The organism is Brevundimonas sp. AVps4, from assembly GCF_058681525.1.
The window spans coordinates 2,345,534-2,363,523 of the sequence record NZ_CM178741.1; the positions used below are offsets into that span (position 1 = coordinate 2,345,534).

The 17,990-nt window shown below is 66.0% G+C and carries 19 protein-coding genes and 1 tRNA gene; 7 read left to right on the forward strand and 13 right to left on the reverse strand.

Translation table 11 applies throughout. The annotated features are described in order from the left end of the window. Positions 1-53 precede the first annotated feature (53 nt). Entirely contained in the window at positions 54-806 is a 753-nt protein-coding gene (locus ACW178_RS11625) for an SDR family NAD(P)-dependent oxidoreductase (protein WP_191558462.1), read from the forward strand. A gap of 35 nt (positions 807-841) precedes the next feature. On the opposite strand, the gene ACW178_RS11630 is transcribed toward ACW178_RS11625, so the two are convergent. From ACW178_RS11630 to ACW178_RS11670, 9 genes are all read right to left on the reverse strand, one after another. Next, positions 842-1,468, reverse strand: a complete 627-nt coding sequence (locus ACW178_RS11630; protein ID WP_183217118.1) for a methyltransferase family protein — start codon at positions 1,466-1,468, stop codon at positions 842-844. A 221-nt stretch (positions 1,469-1,689) separates the two neighbouring features. Further along, the gene (locus tag ACW178_RS11635) at positions 1,690-2,181 is read right to left on the reverse strand and encodes an NUDIX hydrolase (RefSeq protein ID WP_191558463.1); all 492 of its coding nucleotides are present in this window, start codon (positions 2,179-2,181) and stop codon (positions 1,690-1,692) included. A gap of 4 nt (positions 2,182-2,185) precedes the next feature. Then, positions 2,186-3,805, reverse strand: a complete 1,620-nt coding sequence (gene der, locus ACW178_RS11640; protein ID WP_054766026.1) for a ribosome biogenesis GTPase Der — start codon at positions 3,803-3,805, stop codon at positions 2,186-2,188. A 31-nt stretch (positions 3,806-3,836) separates the two neighbouring features. Beyond that, on the reverse strand, positions 3,837-5,216 hold the full coding sequence (locus ACW178_RS11645; RefSeq protein WP_444571949.1) for a PQQ-binding-like beta-propeller repeat protein: 1,380 nt from the start codon (positions 5,214-5,216) through the stop codon (positions 3,837-3,839). A 23-nt stretch (positions 5,217-5,239) separates the two neighbouring features. Next, on the reverse strand, positions 5,240-5,974 hold the full coding sequence (locus ACW178_RS11650) for a tetratricopeptide repeat protein (protein ID WP_287104620.1): 735 nt from the start codon (positions 5,972-5,974) through the stop codon (positions 5,240-5,242). 79 nt (positions 5,975-6,053) lie between these two features. Next, complete coding sequence (gene panB / locus ACW178_RS11655; protein WP_287104621.1) at positions 6,054-6,890, reverse strand: 3-methyl-2-oxobutanoate hydroxymethyltransferase; 837 nt, start codon at positions 6,888-6,890, stop codon at positions 6,054-6,056. Positions 6,891-6,947: 57 nt separating this feature from the next. Further along, the gene (locus ACW178_RS11660; RefSeq protein ID WP_054766030.1) at positions 6,948-7,349 is read right to left on the reverse strand and encodes a hypothetical protein; all 402 of its coding nucleotides are present in this window, start codon (positions 7,347-7,349) and stop codon (positions 6,948-6,950) included. Then, complete coding sequence (locus ACW178_RS11665) at positions 7,339-7,893, reverse strand: RNA polymerase sigma factor (RefSeq protein WP_152950553.1); 555 nt, start codon at positions 7,891-7,893, stop codon at positions 7,339-7,341. The genes ACW178_RS11660 and ACW178_RS11665 overlap by 11 nt, the downstream gene beginning before the upstream one ends. 21 nt (positions 7,894-7,914) lie before the next feature. After that, positions 7,915-8,310 carry a DUF6249 domain-containing protein gene (locus ACW178_RS11670; protein ID WP_054766032.1) on the reverse strand — a complete coding sequence of 132 codons (396 nt, stop codon included), beginning with the start codon at positions 8,308-8,310 and terminating at the stop codon, positions 7,915-7,917. 185 nt (positions 8,311-8,495) lie between these two features. On the opposite strand from ACW178_RS11670, the gene ACW178_RS11675 reads away from it, so the two are divergent. Next, positions 8,496-8,735 (forward strand): DUF2188 domain-containing protein, encoded by a 240-nt coding sequence (locus ACW178_RS11675; protein WP_054766033.1) that lies wholly within the window; start codon positions 8,496-8,498, stop codon positions 8,733-8,735. Positions 8,736-8,748: 13 nt separating this feature from the next. Then, a complete protein-coding gene (locus tag ACW178_RS11680; RefSeq protein ID WP_287104625.1) occupies positions 8,749-9,570 on the forward strand; it encodes an endonuclease/exonuclease/phosphatase family protein in 822 nt (273 codons plus the stop codon). On the opposite strand, the gene ACW178_RS11685 is transcribed toward ACW178_RS11680, so the two are convergent. Together ACW178_RS11685 and ACW178_RS11690 are read right to left on the reverse strand one after the other, a co-directional pair. Continuing rightward, positions 9,563-9,910: an ArsC family reductase gene (locus ACW178_RS11685; RefSeq protein ID WP_287104627.1), complete on the reverse strand. Its 348-nt coding sequence runs from the start codon at positions 9,908-9,910 to the stop codon at positions 9,563-9,565. The two genes, ACW178_RS11680 and ACW178_RS11685, sit on opposite strands and share 8 nt — an antisense overlap. Before the next feature lie 65 nt (positions 9,911-9,975). Further along, on the reverse strand, positions 9,976-12,597 hold the full coding sequence (locus tag ACW178_RS11690) for a TonB-dependent receptor domain-containing protein (protein WP_492024586.1): 2,622 nt from the start codon (positions 12,595-12,597) through the stop codon (positions 9,976-9,978). A 177-nt stretch (positions 12,598-12,774) separates the two neighbouring features. Here ACW178_RS11690 and ACW178_RS11695 point away from each other — a divergent pair, with 177 nt between their 5' ends. Next, entirely contained in the window at positions 12,775-13,863 is a 1,089-nt protein-coding gene (locus ACW178_RS11695; protein WP_287104631.1) for an ABC transporter ATP-binding protein, read from the forward strand. Positions 13,864-13,884: 21 nt separating this feature from the next. On the opposite strand, the gene ACW178_RS11700 is transcribed toward ACW178_RS11695, so the two are convergent. Then, positions 13,885-14,241 carry a phage holin family protein gene (locus ACW178_RS11700; RefSeq protein ID WP_183217244.1) on the reverse strand — a complete coding sequence of 119 codons (357 nt, stop codon included), beginning with the start codon at positions 14,239-14,241 and terminating at the stop codon, positions 13,885-13,887. A 110-nt stretch (positions 14,242-14,351) separates the two neighbouring features. Between ACW178_RS11700 and ACW178_RS11705 the strand changes: the two genes are divergently transcribed. The 3 genes from ACW178_RS11705 to ACW178_RS11715 all read left to right on the forward strand — a co-directional run bounded on the left by ACW178_RS11705 (position 14,352) and on the right by ACW178_RS11715 (position 16,506). After that, entirely contained in the window at positions 14,352-14,789 is a 438-nt protein-coding gene (locus tag ACW178_RS11705) for an HIT family protein (protein ID WP_228184339.1), read from the forward strand. Positions 14,790-14,860: 71 nt separating this feature from the next. Beyond that, positions 14,861-14,936 (forward strand) — tRNA-Thr (locus tag ACW178_RS11710). A 404-nt stretch (positions 14,937-15,340) separates the two neighbouring features. Continuing rightward, positions 15,341-16,506, forward strand: a protein-coding gene (locus ACW178_RS11715; RefSeq protein WP_191559183.1) for an IS3 family transposase whose coding sequence is annotated in 2 segments (ribosomal slippage) — positions 15,341-15,599 and positions 15,599-16,506 — 1,167 coding nt in all. Because the reading frame shifts where the segments join, the coding sequence is not laid out codon by codon here. Here ACW178_RS11715 and ACW178_RS11720 read toward each other — a convergent pair. Beyond that, entirely contained in the window at positions 16,439-17,749 is a 1,311-nt protein-coding gene (locus tag ACW178_RS11720) for a tyrosine-type recombinase/integrase (protein WP_492024587.1), read from the reverse strand. The genes ACW178_RS11715 and ACW178_RS11720 overlap by 68 nt on opposite strands. Positions 17,750-17,990 lie beyond the last annotated feature (241 nt).

Consider the following 17,990-nt stretch of genomic DNA (forward strand, 5'->3'; position numbering starts at 1 on the left):
CGCACGCTCGATCCCGCTTGGCGGCCGCCGCAAACGCACGCTAATCATGGCGGATGTCAGACCTGCCCCTCAAAGACCGTATCGCCCTCGTCGTCGGGGCCTCGCGCGGGATCGGCTACGAGAGCGCCCTGGCCCTGGCCAAGGCCGGCGCCCATGTGGTCGCCACAGCCCGGACACAAGGCGGGCTTGAGGAACTGGACGACGCCGTCTTCGCCGCGACGGGCAAACACGCGACCCTCGTCCCGTTCGACCTGGTCGACGGGGGCGGGATCGACCGGCTGGGCGGAGCGATCTTCGAACGGTTCAAGAAACTGGACATCTGGGTCCAGGCGGCGGCGACCATGGGGCCGTCGGGCCTGACGCCGGTGGCCCACGCCGACCCGCGCGAGTTCGCCAAGGTCGAAAAGGTCAACTTCACGGCCGTCTACCGGCTGATCCGCTCGCTGGAGCCGCTGCTGCGCGCCTCGGACGCCGGGCGGGCCATCCATTTCACGACCAGCGTCGCGACCACGCCTCGGGCTTTCTGGGGCATGTACGCCGCCACCAAGGCGGGCGCCGAGGCTTTAATGAAGGCCTGGGCGGACGAGGTGGAGAGCACCCCGATCCGCGTCAGCATCGTCGATCCCGGTCGGATGCGCACCGCCATGCGCGCCCAGGCCTTCCCCGGAGAAGACCCGCAGACCTTGCCCCATCCGTCGGAAATCGGCCCCCTGGTCGTTGACCTGGCGCGGGGCGACCTGACGCCGCCGCCGACGATCCGCTTCCGCGACTGGAGGGCCGGGCCGACGACGGAAGCCTTGGTCTGACGGCCAGTGAAGCCAGGGGTCTGTGCCCCCGCCAATCAGGGCAGGCGCACCACAGCAGCCAGCCATCCCTGGGCCTGGGCCAGGTCCACGGCCTCAAACAGCGGTATGGCGAGAAGGAAGACCAGCCCGTCTCTAATGGTGGTCAGAAAGAAGCTCGGCCGCACCGACAGCTCTGGCTCGTCATGCCAGCGGGTGAAGTCAGGCAGGAAGCGAGGCGTCCGCGCCTTGTAATCGGCATAGGCGGCGCCGAAGGTCGCGCCCAGCCAGGCCTCTTCGCGGCGAACGGTCAGATAGAAAACGGCCACGGACGCGAGGGTGAACAGCACCGCCAGCGTCAGGCTGCCGCTCTGGGCGCCGATGCCGAAGGCGCCGAAGAAGCTGAAGATATAGAGGGGATTGCGGCTGATCGAATAGGGGCCGCGCGAGACGATCTCGGCCTTCTTGCGCCCTCCGATATAGAGGGAACACCAGGCCCGGCCGACGATGGCGAAGACGATGGCGGCCAGACCCACGGCCTCGACGCCTTCGTGAAGCGGACTGTCCAGACCCGTGGCGGACTGGGACACCATCGTCAGGCCCACCAAACCCAGCAGGGCGACGAGCACGGCGCCCTTACGCACCTTTTGCACCGCTTGAAGATCGAAGATCGGGGATGTCGTCATGGTGTTCTCCTATCCTCGAGGGATCAAGCGCCGCAGTGGGCCTTGCTGCAAGCACTATGATTGCAAACGAATATCCCTATCGAAAAAGGACGCCATCGGAGGGAACTTCGGACAGCCGCAACTTCCGTGCTTGCTCCGCGCCCAGCCTGTCTGATCCACAGGCTGGCTCAGCAGGACGGCGACGATCAGGGCGGGCATGGCGAACGAGGCGGACCGAGACCCTAGCCTTGATCGACACCCCTCGCCATCGGCGTCAGCCGCTCCAGAATGTCCGCCAGTTCCTGGGGCCAGATGGTCTCTGTCGAGGCGCGGATCTGGTCGAGGCTCCACCAGCGGTGCTCGGCCAGGACGCGCCGCTCCACCTCGGTCCAGCCGGCGGAGGACAGGTTGAAGCCGTCGCTGCGGAGCAGGAAGAAGCGCTGATCGACATCGGCCATGCGGCCGTCGGGCAGGCGGAAGCTGACGCGGACGCGAGCGACCTGGGGCCCCGGATCGGCGACGATCAGGCCCGTCTCCTCGAACAGTTCGCGACGTGCGGCGTCCTCATAGGTTTCGCCGGGCTCGCACCCGCCGCCGGGCGTCGCCCAGAAGGCCGTTCCAGCCAGCGGCCCTTCGGAAAAGACGAAGTGGAACAGCAGCACCCGCCCCTGCCCGTCCAGGATCAGCCAGCGCGAGGTCGGCCGGTCGGGAAGGACGGACGCGACCTCGCTCATGAGGTCACTTCTTGGCGCCGCCCTTCTGGCCGGTGCGGATGCGGCCTGAGCGCGACACCTGACGGGCCCCGCCGCGCGCGCCCTTCTGGATCGCAACAGACGATCCGGCCTTCTTGGACGCGCTGGCCTTCAGGCCGCCCAGCACCTTGGGCTGGGCCTTGCGGGTCTTCTTCTGCTCCAGCGCCTTGCCCGGCAGCTTGGACAAGGCCTCTTCCTTCTCGGCCTTCTTGACGCGGCGCGGCGCGGTCTTGGCGTCGCCCTTGTAGCGTTCCGGGCCGGACTTGGCGCCGCCCTCGGCATAGGGATTGGCGCCGCTGGACTTGACGTTCAGGCGGATCGGCGTACCCGGCAGGTCGAAGCTCTCCCGGATCGAATTGACCAGATAGCGCTTGTAGTGATCCGGCATGGCCTCGGCCCGATTGGCCATCAGCACGAAGGTGGGCGGACGGGCCTTGGTCTGGGCGATGTATTTCGGCTTGATCCGCTTGCCGTCCACGGCGGGCGGCGGGTGCCGCTGGGTCGCCATGGACAGCCAGGTGTTCAGATCCTTGGTCTTCACCTTGACCGACCAGGTGTCATAGGCCTGAAGCACCGCCGGCATCAGCCGATCGACGCCCCGCCCCGAGTGGGAAGACAGGGCCACAAAGGGCGAACCCTTCAACTGAGGCAGTTTGTCTTCCGCCAGGGTCTTCAGCTTGGCCAGCCGCGACTGGGGTTCGTCTTCCAGGTCCCATTTCGACGCGACATAGACGAGGGCGCGGCCTTCGCGCTCGACCAGATCGGCCAGTTGCAGATCCTGGGTGTCGAAGGCGTCGTCCTTGTCCATGACCAAGATCACCACCTCGGCGAAGGTGATGGCGCGGATGGTGTCGGCGACCGACAGCTTCTCCAGCTTCTCCTGAACACGGGCCTTGCGCCGCATCCCGGCCGTGTCGATCAGGCGGATGTTCTTACCCTCGAACGTCCAGTCCACCGAGATGGAGTCGCGGGTGATCCCGGCTTCCGGCCCCGTCAGCAGCCGGTCGTCGCCGATTAGACGGTTGATCAGGGTGGACTTGCCCGCATTGGGCCGGCCGATCACGGCGATGCGGATCGGCTTGTCCGGCTCGTCGATCTCCTCGACGAAGATGTCCTCCGAACCGGCGCGGAGGGCGGCGTAGAGGTCGGCCATGCCCTCGCCGTGCTCTGCGGAGATAGCGACGGGCTCGCCAAATCCCAGGGCGTGCGCCTCGCCCACGCCGCCGCCGCTCTCCCGGCTCTCGGACTTGTTGGCCAGCAGGATGATCGGCTTGTGCACCTTGCGCAGGCGTTCGGCGAAGATCCGGTCCAGCGAAGTCACGCCTTCGCGGGCGTCCATCATGAACAGGATCAGTTCGGCGTCGTCGATAGCCGCCTCGGTCTGTTCGCGCATCCGCGCCTCGAGGCTTTCGTCGGTGACGTCCTCATAGCCGGCCGTGTCGATCAGCGTCAGGTCCATGTCGCCGATGTTGCCGTCGGCATAGCGCCGGTCGCGGGTCACGCCGGGCCGGTCATCGACCAGCGCGAGGCGTTTGCCGACGAGACGATTGAACAGTGTCGATTTGCCCACATTGGGGCGGCCGACGATGGCGACCTTCAGAGCCATGTCGGCCTTCTAACGTAATTCTGGCTGAAAATCAGCGGATACAGATCAGTTGACCGGTGTCGGTCAGCACATAAAGGGCGCCGTTATAGGCCGCAGGCGCGATATAGGCGGGCGCGCCCAGCTTCAACGTCGTCTGAGCGACGCCCGTCTTCGGATCGAAGGCGACCGCTTCGCCGTAGGAGTTGACCATCACCAGACGGTTCGAGGCCAGCAGCGGGCCGGACCACTGCGGCGTAATGGTGCGACGGCCGAAGCGGAGGAAGCCGCCGACCTTGCGGGCGCGGCCTTCATTCAGCTCGCGAGTCCAGTAGATCTGGCCGGTGTCGCGGTTGGCGGTGATCAGCTCGCCGGACTTGGACACGACGAAGACCACGTCCCCGACCGGCAGGGGCGCGTTCACGCCCGTGACCGGCAGTTGCCATTTGGGTTGGCCCGAGCGCAGGTCCAGGGCCGACAGCACGCCCGAATGGCTGACGCCAAAGACCATGCCGCGGCTGATCACGGGGCGACCGGCCACGTCACGGACCTCGGACAGGGCGCTGGTGCGGCTGGTGCGCGACAGGGTCTGTTCCCACAGGGACTGGCCGTTCAGGGCGCTCAGCGCCACCAGCTGACCCGAGGCGAAGGGGGCGATGACGGTGTTTCCGGTCACGGCCGGGCTGGAGGCGCGCATCACACGGGCCGGCTCGGCGATGCCGCGATAGGTCCAGTCCTGGGCGCCGGTGTCGACGTCGAAGGCGAACAGCTGGCTGTCCACGTCCACGACGAAGACGTGCGAACCGACCACCGTCGGCGCCCCGTGAATGGGGGCGTCCACCGGCTGAGTCCAGGCGACGGTCCCGGTATTGGCGTCCAGCGCCGTCATGGAGCGATAGCCGGAGGAAACGAAGACCTTGCCGCCGGCCACGGCGACGCCACCGCCGAAGCCGCCGTTGCGGTCGCGCTCGCCGTTCTTCACGTCGGTCTTCCACAGAACCGCGCCCGTGTCGGCGGAAACGGCCGAGACGGTCGATTCGCCGTCCAGCACGAAGATTTTGCCGTCGGCCGCGACGACAGGCGCCATGACGTTGCCGACGCGGGCCGACCCGCGGCCGATGTCGCGCTTCCAAGCGATCTTGAAGTCCGGCGCGGCGATGACGTGTTCGACCAGGTTTTCCGCCGTCCCGCCCGGCTGGGTCCAGGCCGTCGCGGCCTGCGGACCCGGCAGGAAATAGGTCCGACCGGACAAGGCCGCCGAGGGCGCCAGCTGCTGTTCGAACTCCAGCACAGAGATGCGCTGACCTTCGGACGCCGTCGCTTTAGGATCGCCCTTCTTGCCCAAACCGAAGGGCAGGTTGCGACTGACGGCGCCGCAGGAGGCCATGGTGGCGGCGACGCCGCAGATCAGCGCGACTTTCAGAACTCGGTTCATCGGGGGCGTCCTGTCAGGGGTCGTCACTGTTGGGCGGGGGCGGTGGACGGAGCGGAAGCGGCCGGCGAAGGCGCCGTCTTGGCCGCATCGACGATGGCCTTGAGGGCGCCGGCCGTGCCCGCGTCGATCGTGGCGACGGCGATATTGGCGCGCTGGCGCACGTCGTCGGGCACGTCCTGGCCCAGTTGCAGCAGAACGAAGGCTTCACGCGCCTCCTTGGTCTTGCCGTGTTGCAGGCGCGCCAGGGCCAGTGCTTCCTGGGCGAAGGCGTGCAGCGGACGGTCGTCCTCGGCCAGGGGCGACAGGCGGGCCTCCAGGTCGGCCAGGGGCGCCGTGTCCATCACCAGAAAGGCGGCCTTGAGAGAGGGCGGGTCAGAAAGGATCGGATCGCCCGACACCTTGGCCGCTTCGTCAAACAGGCGAACCGCATCAGGAATCTTGTTGGCGCTGACCGCCAGGCCCGCCTGTTGTTGCAGGGCCAGAACCTTATAGGCGCCGTTGCCTTCCTTGGCGGCTTCCTCGAAGGCGGCGCGCGCATCGACCGGCTTGTCGGCCCGCAGGGCCTCCATGCCGCGATCATAGGCCTCGGCAGCCTTGGCGGCCTTGCTCGAGTTCAGGCTGTCCCAGCCCCACCAGCCAAGGGCGGCGACCAGGGCGACCACCAGAACGGCGCCCACGACGGGCAGCCAGGTGCGGGCCAGGCGCTTGTACCGGTCGGAGCGAAGCTCCTCCTCGACCTGTTCGAAGACATCAACCACGGAAACGTCGCCCCAAAATCGCAAAAAGCAAACCGGCGCGGACCCTAGAAGGTCGGCCCCTCGCCCGCAACGTCGTCCGTTACGGCGAAGCCGGCTTTTTCGAGAAGTAGGTCTCGACTTCGGCAGGAAAACGGCGGGTTTTCACATCATTGGCGAAAGCGGCGGCCGCGCGGTCGATCTCGGTGCGCAGATCGGCGTATTTCCGCACGAACTTCGGCGCCCAGTCGAACAGGCCCAGCATGTCGTTGACCACCAGCACCTGGCCGTCGCAGGCGGCCGAGGCGCCGATGCCGATGGTGGGAACGTCCAGGGCCTCGGTGATCTCGCGCGCCAGCGATTCGGCGACGCCCTCGATGACGATGCAGAAGGCGCCGGCCTCGGCCGTGGCCCTGGCTTCCTCCAGGACCCGATCCCGCTCGACGTCTGTACGGCCCTTGGCTCGGAAACCGCCCTCGGCCAGCACCGCCTGAGGGCGCAGGCCGACATGCCCCATGACCGGAATGCCCCGCCTCACCAGAAAGGCTACGATTTCGGCCAGTTCGACGCTGGTCTCCAGCTTGACCGCCTGGGCGCCGGTTTCCTTCATCACCCGCACGCAGTTGTCGTAAGCCGCTTCCTTGCCCCCCTCATAGGAGCCGAAGGGCATGTCGACCACCACCAGGGCCCGGCGCGATCCACGCACCACCGCCTGACCGTGCAGGATCATCATGTCAAGGGTGACGCCGACGGTGTTGGGCAGGCCGTGCACCGCCATCCCCACGCTGTCGCCGACCAGAAGAACGTCGCAATGGGGGTCGAGCAGCCCCGCCATCGGAGCGTCATAGGCGGTCAGGCAGACGATCGGCTCGCCGCCCTTTCGTCCCGCGATATCGGGGACCGAAATCCGTTTGACGGTTTCTTGAACATGAACGGACATTGGGCGCCTCCTGACCTGAGGGGCGTCAGATAGGCGCGCCGAAGACGCAAGTCACCCTCAGACGTCCTGCGACAGCTTCACAGCTCCCGCCGCCAGCAGGGCCGCCACCGCGCCCGCCGCGATCCAGAAGGCCAGCATGCCTGAGCCGCCCATCAGGTCGATCGACCCAAGTCCCAGGCTGTCCAAGCCGGTCTGGGCCGCGCCCTGGGCCGCGGCTGCGGCGGTCCGCACCCCCTGCGTCAGGGTCGTGTCGGGGTCGCCGCTGAAGTTGAAGTTCACGCCCTCCCGCACGGCCAGGACGCCGCCGACCAAGCCGGCCGCCGTCAGAGCCAGACCGCGCCAGCGCGACCGCTTCTCCAGCCGGGCCTGCAGGGTGGCCACGAACAGCGCCTCATCCGCCAGGGTCGGAGTGCGCGAAAACAGGCGCTCGATCATCGGATCGAATTCGTCAGCCGACATGGAGCGACCTCCCGTCCGCCGCCACGGGCTGCAACCGCGCGCGGAGTTTATCCAGACCACGTTTGACATGTGACTTCACCGTGCCGAGTGGCAAATTCATGGCTGCCGCAATCTCCGGGTGAGACATCCCCGCGCCGTGGCACAGGGACACGCAGACCCTTTCCGTTTCGCTGAGGGTCCTCAGCGCCTCGTCCAGATCCATGGAGCCGGCCTGATCCTGAGCCGGCGCCGCCTCATCGGCCTCAGCCTCGGCTACATAGCGGGCTTCGCGGGCGACGCGCTTCAGATAGAGGCGGGCGGCGATCTTCTTGATCCAGCCCGCAAAGGTCCCCTGCCCCCGAAATTCCGAACAGCGCTGAAAACCTTGCAGAAAGGCGTCCTGGGCGACGTCGTCGGCCAGGGACGGCGCCGCGCCCATGCGGCGCAGCAGCCCCCGAACCGCCGAACCGTGCCGCCGGACCAGTTCGCCATATTCCCGCCGTCCGCCGGCCGCCGCCTGGGCGGCCAGCTCCACGTCGTGCAGATCGCGTAAGGACTTGCTCATGACGTCCCCCTCCGGTCGACGTCAGGCCTTGTTCGGGTTGAAGAAGCCCAGGATGATGAAGGCGATCCCGATCGCGGCGGGGATGCAGGACAGACCGAGCAAGACTTCTTGGCCGTTTGAGCCAAAGTCGCGGTGCGCCGAACCGATTATCAGCGCGAAACCGGCCAAGCCTGCTCCGGCCGCCAGGCTCAGAACGCCCTTGCGAATGTCCTTGGTCCGCGACGGCAGGCTTTTCTGCACGTCCTTGGTCATGGCGTCGATCAGTTCGGGCGGCAGCGTCTGGCCCTTGTCCACAGCATGGCGGACGGTCAGCTGCATCTCGGTGCGCTCGCGGCTTTTCAGATAGGAGGGGCCCACGATCACGGCGACGATGGAGCCGAAGACGATGAAGACGATGAAGATGGGTGTCAGTTCCATGACAGACTCTCTTTGATCCGTTGTGACAGCCTGATGCGGCGGCCTTCTGATCACAAGAGGCGTCAGCCCGCGCAAACGGATGCGGAAACCCAGATGAAATATCGGTAAGCTGTCTCATGAAGGCGGCTGACGCATCCGGCCGAGGCCGCTAGGGTCGTCTTCATTGTCATTCTAAGGAGCGCCCCATGGCCCATGTCGTCTACCGGATCGTCGAACACGACGGGGGCTGGGCCTATAGGGTCGGCGACACCTATTCCGAAACCTATCCCACGCATGAGGCGGCCAAGGCCGCGGCCGTCCAGGCCTCGCGGGAACAGAAGGTTCCGGACGAGAACGCCGCCATCGAATATGAAACGGCCGACGGTCGCTGGGTGACTGAAACGGCGGACGGCCACGACCGGCCGGTCACCGATGTCGAAGATTGAGGCGAAGACGGTCTTGATCTCACGCCGCGTCCTCCTCGCCGCCGCGCCGCTCGCCGCCTGCGCGTCCGACGGCGGCTTGGGCGGACGGTCCTCCGCTCCAGAGCCGACCGCGTCCTTGACCTTGGCGACCTTCAACATCTGGCACGACATGGGGAACTGGCCCGCGCGGCGGCCGCTTCTGATCGCGGCTCTCCGGGCTCAGAACGCCGATGTCATCGCCTTGCAGGAGGTGCTGGAGGACGCGGACAAGGGGCTGGAAAATCAGGCCGAAACCCTGGCGCGCGAACTGGGCGGCTATCAGGTCGCCTTCGTCTCCACCGATCCCGAAGGCGCGCGGCGCCGCTACGGCAGCGCGCTTCTGACTCGCCTGCCCGTACTGGCGCGCGATTCGGTGCGGCTGGAGCCCCTGGACGATTATCGCACGGCCCTGCGTCTGCGCCTGTCCGTCGGCGGCCGGCCCGTCGACGTCGTCGTGACCCACCTGGCTTGGCAGCAGGACGCCGGAGCCGTGCGCGCCCGCCAGATCGGTCATCTGCTGTCCTGGCTGCCTCAGGACGGGACGCCGCTGATCGTCATGGGTGATTTCAACGCCGCCCAGGACGATCCGGGATTGGCGGCTCTGACCGGCCCGCGTTTCACCAGCGCCCTGCCCGCCGGCGCGGCCGAGACGACCCTCAATCCGGCCAAGGGGCACCCGAACCGGGTCATCGACCACATCTTCGTGGAGCGGACCTTCTTCACCCCCGCCGCCGCCCATCTGTTCGGGGTTCAGCCCACCGGCGGAGAATATCCGTCAGACCATTTCGGGGTCGCCGCGACCGTCGCCTTCAACTGAAGGCCTGGGCGTAAAGCTCTGGCTTGAACCCGACCAGCCGCCGATCCCCCAGGTCCAGGATGGGCCGTTTGATCATCGACGGCTGGGCGATCATCAGGGCGACGGCCTTGTCTCGGTTCAGGCCCGCCTTGTCGGAATCTGGCAGCTTCTTGAAGGTCGTGCCGGCGCGGTTCAGCACCGCCTCCCAGCCGTGTTCATCGACCCAGCCGCCCAGGCGCACGGGATCGATCCCCGCCTTCTTATAGTCGTGGAAAACATAATCGACGCCATGCTGTTCCAGCCAGACGCGCGCCTTTCTGACAGTGTCGCAGTTGGGTATGCCGTAAAGCGTCGGGGTCATGGCGAGTTCCTTCACCCCGCGCCTTAGCCGAGGAAAGAAGGCCGCGCCAGATGGGTCGGAAGCAGTCAGAAGCGCTTGGTAAAGCCCAGACTGATCACCCGACCACGTGGGTCGGCCACGACGGGGTCGTATCCGAAGGCGAACTGGGCCAGAGGCGGGGCCTTGTCGGCGATATTGACCGCGCCCAACGTCAGGTCGATGTCGGTCCCGACGGAGCGGGTGTAAAGCAGGTCGATGGTCGTTTGGCTGGCGATCGAGGCGTCGGTGATCCCGCTGCGGTCGTTGGCGTAGCCCGCCGTATAATGAACAAGGCCGGTCAAAGCCTGCCTTCCGTCGCGCCAGTCCAGAACCAACTCTCCCCGATTGCGCGGCAAGGATCGACCGATGTTGGTCAGATTGGTGGACCCCACGCCGGACACGGCGTCGGCGCTCGCATTCAGGCGGATGTCGTAGCGATCGACATAGGTCCAGTCCGCCGCCGCCGACGCCCGTCCGCCCCAAAGATCGCGGCCGTAGCGGGCCGACAGATCCACCCCCTCGGTTTCGATCGACGAGGCGTTGATGAAATAGAGCTGAACGAAGGTCAGGGCCCCGCTCGCGGACCGGGTCAGACGCGACTGGGCGTCCGTACCCGTCCGTCCCGCCAAATCATCGGCCGCCGCCTGGTTGATCACAGCCTGGGCCGATTCCTTGACCACCTGATCTCTATAGTCGAACCGCCAGGCGTCGAGGGACAGCTCCAGCCCGTCCAGCGGACGCCACTGCGCGCCAAAGGTCAGGCTTTCCGACTTCTCAGGCTTCAGCTCCGGATCGCCGGAAGTCAGGGTGTTGACGAAGACGAAGGCGCCGCGATCCAGCACCGAAGGCTGCGCCGCCTGAGCGCCGGACTGGGCGTAGACCGAGGGCGCCCGATAGCCCTGGCCCCAGGACGCCCTCAGGGCGAGGGCGTCCACCACCTCCCAGCGAACGGCCGCCTTGGGATTGAACCGGCCTTCCCCGTCATAGGCTTCATAGCGGCCGGCCAGTTGGGCCTCGATCCGGTCTCCCAGATGCAGACGCGCCTCGGCATAGGCGGCCAAAGCCTGCTGGTCGCCGTCGAAGTCCGGCGAATAGCCGGCCGTCAGCAGGTCGCCGCGGTTGACGAGGTCGTTCCAGTCGTGGCGGAAAGCGCTGCGGCGATACTGGAGCCCCAGGGCGAGATCGAGAGAGCCGCCGTCCCAGCCCAGGGCCTGACCCGAGGTCGAGGCGTCGGCGGTCGTCAGGCTGGCGGCGCCGCGCAGACCCGCAGAGCCGATCAGACTGTCGATCAGGGCGGCGCTATTGGGCGCGCCGGTCCCCAGATAGGCGCTTCCGAACGGGTTGAAATATCGGCAGGCGCCGACGCCGGGCGTCCCGGTCGCCGGGTCGCACCCCGGACCGCCCAGGCCGTTCAAGGCGTTCTGCAGGGCGCTGCCGATCACGTCCGGCTTGTCATAGGCGACGTGCTGGCGGCTGGCCGTGGCGGCCAGACTCCAGCGCCAGCCGCCGGAGAAATCGCCGTCCAGCCCTGCGGCGACCCGCCAGGTGCGATAGTCGAACTGAGCCTTCGACGCCCCTGCCTCGGCGCCGAGAAGCCGACCGCGAAACAGGACGTCTTCTCCGAACGGATTGTCGGGATGGGACGCCGGGACGCTCAGGGACCGCGCCAGAATGGGCAGGGACGGCGTCTGGCGCGCCGTGGTCGAACTGGCCGAGCCCGCCGCCTGCAAGGACAGGCGCATGTCCCCCACAGGGCGTCGATAATCGGCGAAAACCTGGGTCCGCGTCTCTTCCGGCGCCAGGTCGAAGAAGTCCGAATAGTCCAGCCGGCAGAAGGCGTCGGACGCTGAGTTAAGATAGGCGGATTGGAAGGCGGGGTCGCCGCAGCTCGGATCGGGCGAATAGGCGCGGCGGCTGGGCCGGTAATAGGAGCCGGGCTGGCCGTAGCTGGTCACGGCGGTCCAAGGGGCCCGGCCATAGGTCTGCGCCTGGGCGAAATCCCTTTCATCCGTGCTCAGGGCCGAACGGTGGAAGCGGGACGCCGCGACCGTCAGATCGCCGCCCAGCAGCGTCCAGCCGCCCAGCCCCTGGACCAGGGTTTCGTCCGATCCGTCGGCTGAGGCGTAACGGGCGCTCAACTCCGGATGATCGACCGCGGTGCGGGTGATGAAGTTGACGACCCCGGCGACCGCATCCGATCCATAGACGGCCGAGGCGCCGTCCTTGACCACCTCGATCCGCTCCAGGGCGATCAGGGGAACGAGGGCGTTGATGTCCACGAAGGCCGAACCGTCGGTGGCGACCACGGCGCTGGAGGTCCAACGCTGGCCGTCCACCAGGACCAGGGTCGAACCCAGGCCGAGGTTTCGCAGATTGAACTGCGCCGTGCCCGAGCTTTGCGGCTGATTCAGCTGATCGACCTGCGCCTCAGAACCCGAATTGGCCGTCACGAGCCGGGTGAGCTGACCCGCATCGCCTACTCCGGCGGCGGCGATCACCGTGCGGTTCACGGTTTCCACCGACGCAACCCGATCTCCCCCGGCCAGACGCGATCCCGTCACCACGACCTCTTGCACCTGAGCGGGCTGCTGCGCCTGGGCCGCGCCCGCGGCGGCGACGGCCCAGCCGGCGGCGGCGGCGGTCGCCATCCAGAGTCTGCGCTTCGTCATATCGGTCTTCCCCGTGGTCCCAGCCGGGGGTTTTACCGACACCGCGCGGCTTGTGAAGACTCGATTTTGCAGTTTTGCAGATTTGCGCCACTACGACAGCCGAACCAAACCTCGCCCATTGATCCCGCCATGTAACCGGTTACGGTGGGCCAAAACGCAGCGACCTAGGGAAGAAGCATGGCGGACGTCCGTCTGATTGACGTGAAGAAGGCGTTCGGCGCCGTAGAGGTGCTGAAGGGCGTCGATCTGGAGATCGCGGACGGCGAATTCGTCGTCTTCGTCGGCCCGTCCGGATGCGGCAAATCCACCCTGCTTCGGACCATCGCCGGGCTGGAAGAGGCGACGACGGGAGACGTCTGGATCGGCGGCCGCCGCGTCAACGACCTGTCGCCCTCGGATCGCGGCGTGGCCATGGTCTTTCAGTCCTACGCCCTTTATCCGCACATGACGGCCTATGAAAACATGGCCTTCGGACTGAAACTGGCCAAGACCGACAAGGGCGAGATTGATCGGCGCGTGCGCGCGGCGGCCGAGGCCCTGAGCATCACCGACTATCTGGACCGCAAACCCAAGGCCATGTCCGGCGGCCAGCGGCAGCGCGTCGCCATCGGCCGCGCCATTGTGCGCGAGCCCCAGGTGTTTCTGTTCGACGAGCCCCTTTCCAACCTGGACGCCGCACTGCGGGTGCGGATGCGCTACGAGTTCGCGCGGCTGCACGGCGAGCTTAAGACGACCATGATCTACGTCACCCATGATCAGGTCGAGGCCATGACCCTGGCGGACCGCATCGTGGTCTTGAACGGGGGACGGATCGAACAGGTCGGGGCGCCGATGGCGCTTTATCAGCATCCGGCCAGTCTGTTCGTCGCCGGATTCATCGGCAGCCCGAAGATGAACCTTCTGAAGGCCGAGATCGTCGAGGCTTCGAAAGAAGGCGCAGTCGTCAAGACGGCTGGAGGCGAAAGGGTGCGGGCGGCGGTGGACGCCTCGACCGCCCAGCCGGGCGCCGCCGTCACCCTGGGAATACGGCCCGAACATATCGTCCTGAACGGCGGTCGCGACAGCCTGTCGGCCCAGGTCCTGTTCGTCGAAACCCTGGGCGCAGTCACCATGGCCCATCTGATACATCCCGCCTCTGACGAGACCCTGACGGTCCAGACGCCCGGCGAGCGCCGTCTGACGGTCGGCGAAACCGTCAGCCTGTCGGCGGCGCCCGCAGACGTCCATCTGTTCGACGCAGAGGGTTGCGCCTTCCTCCGCCTGTGACTGAGGCTGGACCGCGCGGCTTCAGCCGCGCTTTTCCTCGTCGCCGATGAAGGCGCCGGCGATCCAGCTGACCACGCCCGTCACGATGGCGGCGCCGATCCCCGCCCACAGGCCGTTCACGGTGAAACCGCCCAGGAACATGGCGGTCAGGCCGATCATGGCGGCGTTCACCACCAGCAGAAACAGGCCCAGGGTCACGACGGTGATGGGGAAGGTGATGATCACCATGAAAGGCCGCACCACCGCATTGACCAGGCCCAGAATCAGGGCGGCCGCAATCAGAGAGCCGTTGTTGGTGAAGGCGACGCCGGGCACCACCTGGGCCGACAGCCAAAGGCCGATCATGGTGACGACGGCCTGAATGATGAAGCGGATCATGATGTCCTCAGGGCTGGAAGCGTCACCATAACGCGCGATCGCGGCAAAAGGCTCCCCTCGATCCGTCGCGCCTGCTAGATTCCTGGAACGACCCGACACGGAGACTGCAGATGAGCCTTCACGGCGCCTATGATCCAGACAATGTCTTCGCCAAAATCCTTCGCGGCGAACTGCCCTCGGTGAAGGTCTGGGAGGACGACCATGTTCTGGCCTTCATGGACGTCTTTCCTCAGTCGGAGGGCCACGTCCTGATCATCGCCAAACAATCCCAGGCGCGGAACCTGCTAGAGGTCGAGCCCGACGTCTTGGCCCATATGACGGCGGCGCTTCAACGCACGGCGCGCGCGGTGGAAAAGGCGCTGTCGCCAGACGGCCTGTCGATCATGCAGTTCAACGGCGACGCCGGCGGCCAAACAGTCTTCCATCTGCATTTCCACATCATCCCGCGCTGGGCGGACCGACCGATGAAGGGCCACGGTCACGCCCCCATGGCCGATGCGGCGACGCTTCAGCCTCTCGCGGACAGGATCGCCGCCGCCCTGGACTGATGCCGCGCGAGGCGTCTTGCGTCCGGCGCGATCCGTCCGCATAAGGCGCGCAGTTCCGTCATACGGACGCGGCCGGTTTAGCTCAGTTGGTAGAGCGCCAGTTTTGTAAACTGGATGTCGCGGGTTCGATTCCTGCAACCGGCACCATCTTTTCAATGACTTAGCGCTGCAAAATTTGCAGAAGACAGTTCCGGGGGCACACCGGGGGCACAAAACATTATTGACTATCAATCACTCCAACGCTGTTCACAGCAGTTCATGTGATTCAAATGGGGGGCGACAGCCTAGCCCGTAGCCGGGACAACTGGCTTTCGACGCTCTGTAGCGATGCGGTTTTTGCTTTGCCTACGACTCCCGCGGACACCTCTACCTAGCGCAATACCCTAGCAGTGACATCCGGGCTTGGCGTTGGCGAAAGCGAGTGGCCCCGGCCGGCGAGCCATACGAGCGACACGAACCACCACAAACCCAGGACTTCGATATCCGGACTGAGGCGCCCCCTTCCTGATCCCTCGTTTTGAGTGAGAGTCCGTTTCATCAAGGAGACGGACGTGAAGAAGAGCAGGTTCAACGAAGCGCAGATCATAGGCGTGCTGCGCGAGCAGGAGGCCGGAAGCCCGACGGCGGAGGTATGCCGAAGGCACGGGATCAGCGAGCAGACCTTCTATCGGTGGAAGGCGAAGTACAGCGGCATGAGCGTGTCGGACGCCACGAAGCTGAAGGCGCTGGAAGACGAGAACCGGCGGCTGAAGAAGCTGCTGGCGGAGTCGATGCTGGACGTGTCGGCGCTGAAGGATCTTCTGGGAAAAAACTGATCGGGCCTGCAGCGCGCAGAGCGGCCGTGCTTCGTCTGATGGCGGAGCGCGGCTTCTCCCAGAAGCGCGCCTGCGGGCTGGTTCAGATCGATCCGAAGACGGTGCGTCGCGAGCCTGAACAGGGCGATGTGGAGGTGCGCGAGCGCCTGCGCAGCCTGGCGGCTGAGCGCCGCCGGTTCGGCTACCGGCGCTTGGGCATTCTGTTGCAACGGGAGGGCCTCAGCATGAACAAGAAGCGGCTGTTCCGGCTCTATCGGGAGGAAGGCTTGGCGGTGCGACGGCGACGGGGCCGCAAGCGGGCCACCGGAACCCGTGCGCCCATGGCCCTGCCGGACGGCCCAAACCAGCGCTGGTCGCTGGACTTCGTGGCCGACAGTCTGTCGTGGGGCCGACGCTTCCGCATCCTGTGCATCGTGGACGACTTCACGCGCGAGGCCCTGGCTCTGGTGGTCGACACCTCGATCGGCGGCTCACGCATGGCGCGCGAGTTGGACCGGCTGATCGCCCGACGCGGGCGTCCGGCCATGATCGTCAGCGACAACGGGACCGAGATGACCAGCCGGGCCATCCTGGAATGGACCAACCGCACCGGCGTGGCCTGGCATTACATCGCGCCGGGCAAGCCGCAGCAGAATGGCTTCGTCGAAAGCTTCAACGGCAGGCTCCGCGACGAGTGTCTGAACGAGGAGGTCTTCGCCACCCTGGCCGAGGCCCGCGCCGTCATCGAGCGCTGGCGCATCGACTACAACCACGTCAGGCCGCACTCGGCGCACGGGGGACTGACCCCGGAGGCGGTGCGCCTGAACCCCGCGGCCGTTCGGCTGCGCAACTTGATCAGCTCCGCCGCACGGCCGCTCCCGTCGGCGAAGCAGATCGGCTATCAACCCCCTGGACTCTCATAATGATCGAGGGACCAGAGGGGGGCGCCTCAAAGTCGTAGTGGATCGAGGACACCTGCGCCCCTCCTCCGGCATCGAGGTGCCCCAGAACCTTCGAGCGAATGAAAGGCGTCACGCCGCAGCGTTCGCTCGTCATATTGGTGCTCATCGTCCGGCGAAGATCGTGGACCGTCGGCCCCTTGATCCCAAGCCCGACCTTGAGCCGTGTCAGGGCGTGGGTGACGCTCTCGGGATGAACGGCGCGGTCGGCCTTCCGGTCCGTGGGAAATACGTAGGCGGATGCTTCCTTGCGGTCGATATCCGCCAGTTCGATCGCCCGACGGATGAGTGGAATAGCCGCCTCCGGCAATGGGACCATGTGGGCCCTGCTGCCTTTCATCCGCTTTGAATCGATCAGCCAGGTCTTCGCGGCGAAGTCGAGCTCACGCCTCTCCATTCCAACGACCTCGGCGCGGCGTTGTCCGAGCATCGTCAGAAGCTTGATCGCGATCCGCATGGCTTCGCTGACATGGATGGGCCGACCTTCCTCGTCCATGAGACCCGTCGGGTCGTCGAGCGCGCGCCAGAGCGCCGTCAGCTCCTCGTCCGACCAGATACGCGATCTCGGGACGCTATCGGCGAACGGCGCGAAGCCCGTCGCAGGATTGACGAGGACGAGGTCGTCGCTGATCGCGAAGTTATAGATCTGACGAATGATGGCCTGTGTGAGATTGGTCTGCACTCCGATCCCCTTGGCGATCATCCCTCGAAGGAGTGCCTTGACGTCGGGGCGTGTCACCGAGCCGTAGGGAAGCTTTCCCAAAACCGGCTGAACATGAAGGCGAAGGCGATCCTTCTCACCCGCGATCACGTGGGACTTCTTGCGCTTGCCCTTCGGTTTCCATTCCCCGGAGACGCACGCCGCGAAATAGGCTTCTGCAAGGTCGTCGAACGTCCGGATGGCATCGTGGACTTCAACACGAGCTGCACGCCTCACCGTTGCAGGATCGCCGCCGAGCGCAACATCCCTGTCGAGCTCAATGGCCCGATCTCGGGCGTCCTTCAGACTGATCGAGGGCATCTTGCCGATGGTGTACCGCGGCTGACGGCCGTCGGGCGTTCTGTATCGATATATCCACGTTCGGGCGCCCTGGCCGGAAATCCTGAGGCAGAGTCCGGGGGTCCGAAGATCCCAGAGTTCCAGACGCTGGCCGACTTCGGCCCTCGCCGAAGCCACCGCCTTATCCGTTAAAACCAGCCTCGGCATGGCATGAGTATCCCGCTCATTTGGGGGCACGCCGGGGGCACAAATCAGTGAAACTTCATGCTAACAAATGAAGCGCGTAGAGACAACTAAGCCCTTGCCATGATTGGACTTATCGGCTAGATTGAACAGCACTGCAAAGTCCTGAAAAGACTTCATGTGGGAAATTTGTAAACTGGATGTCGCGGGTTCGATTCCTGCAACCGGCACCATTCCCCTTCTTTGAAGACGGATGGCCTTGGAC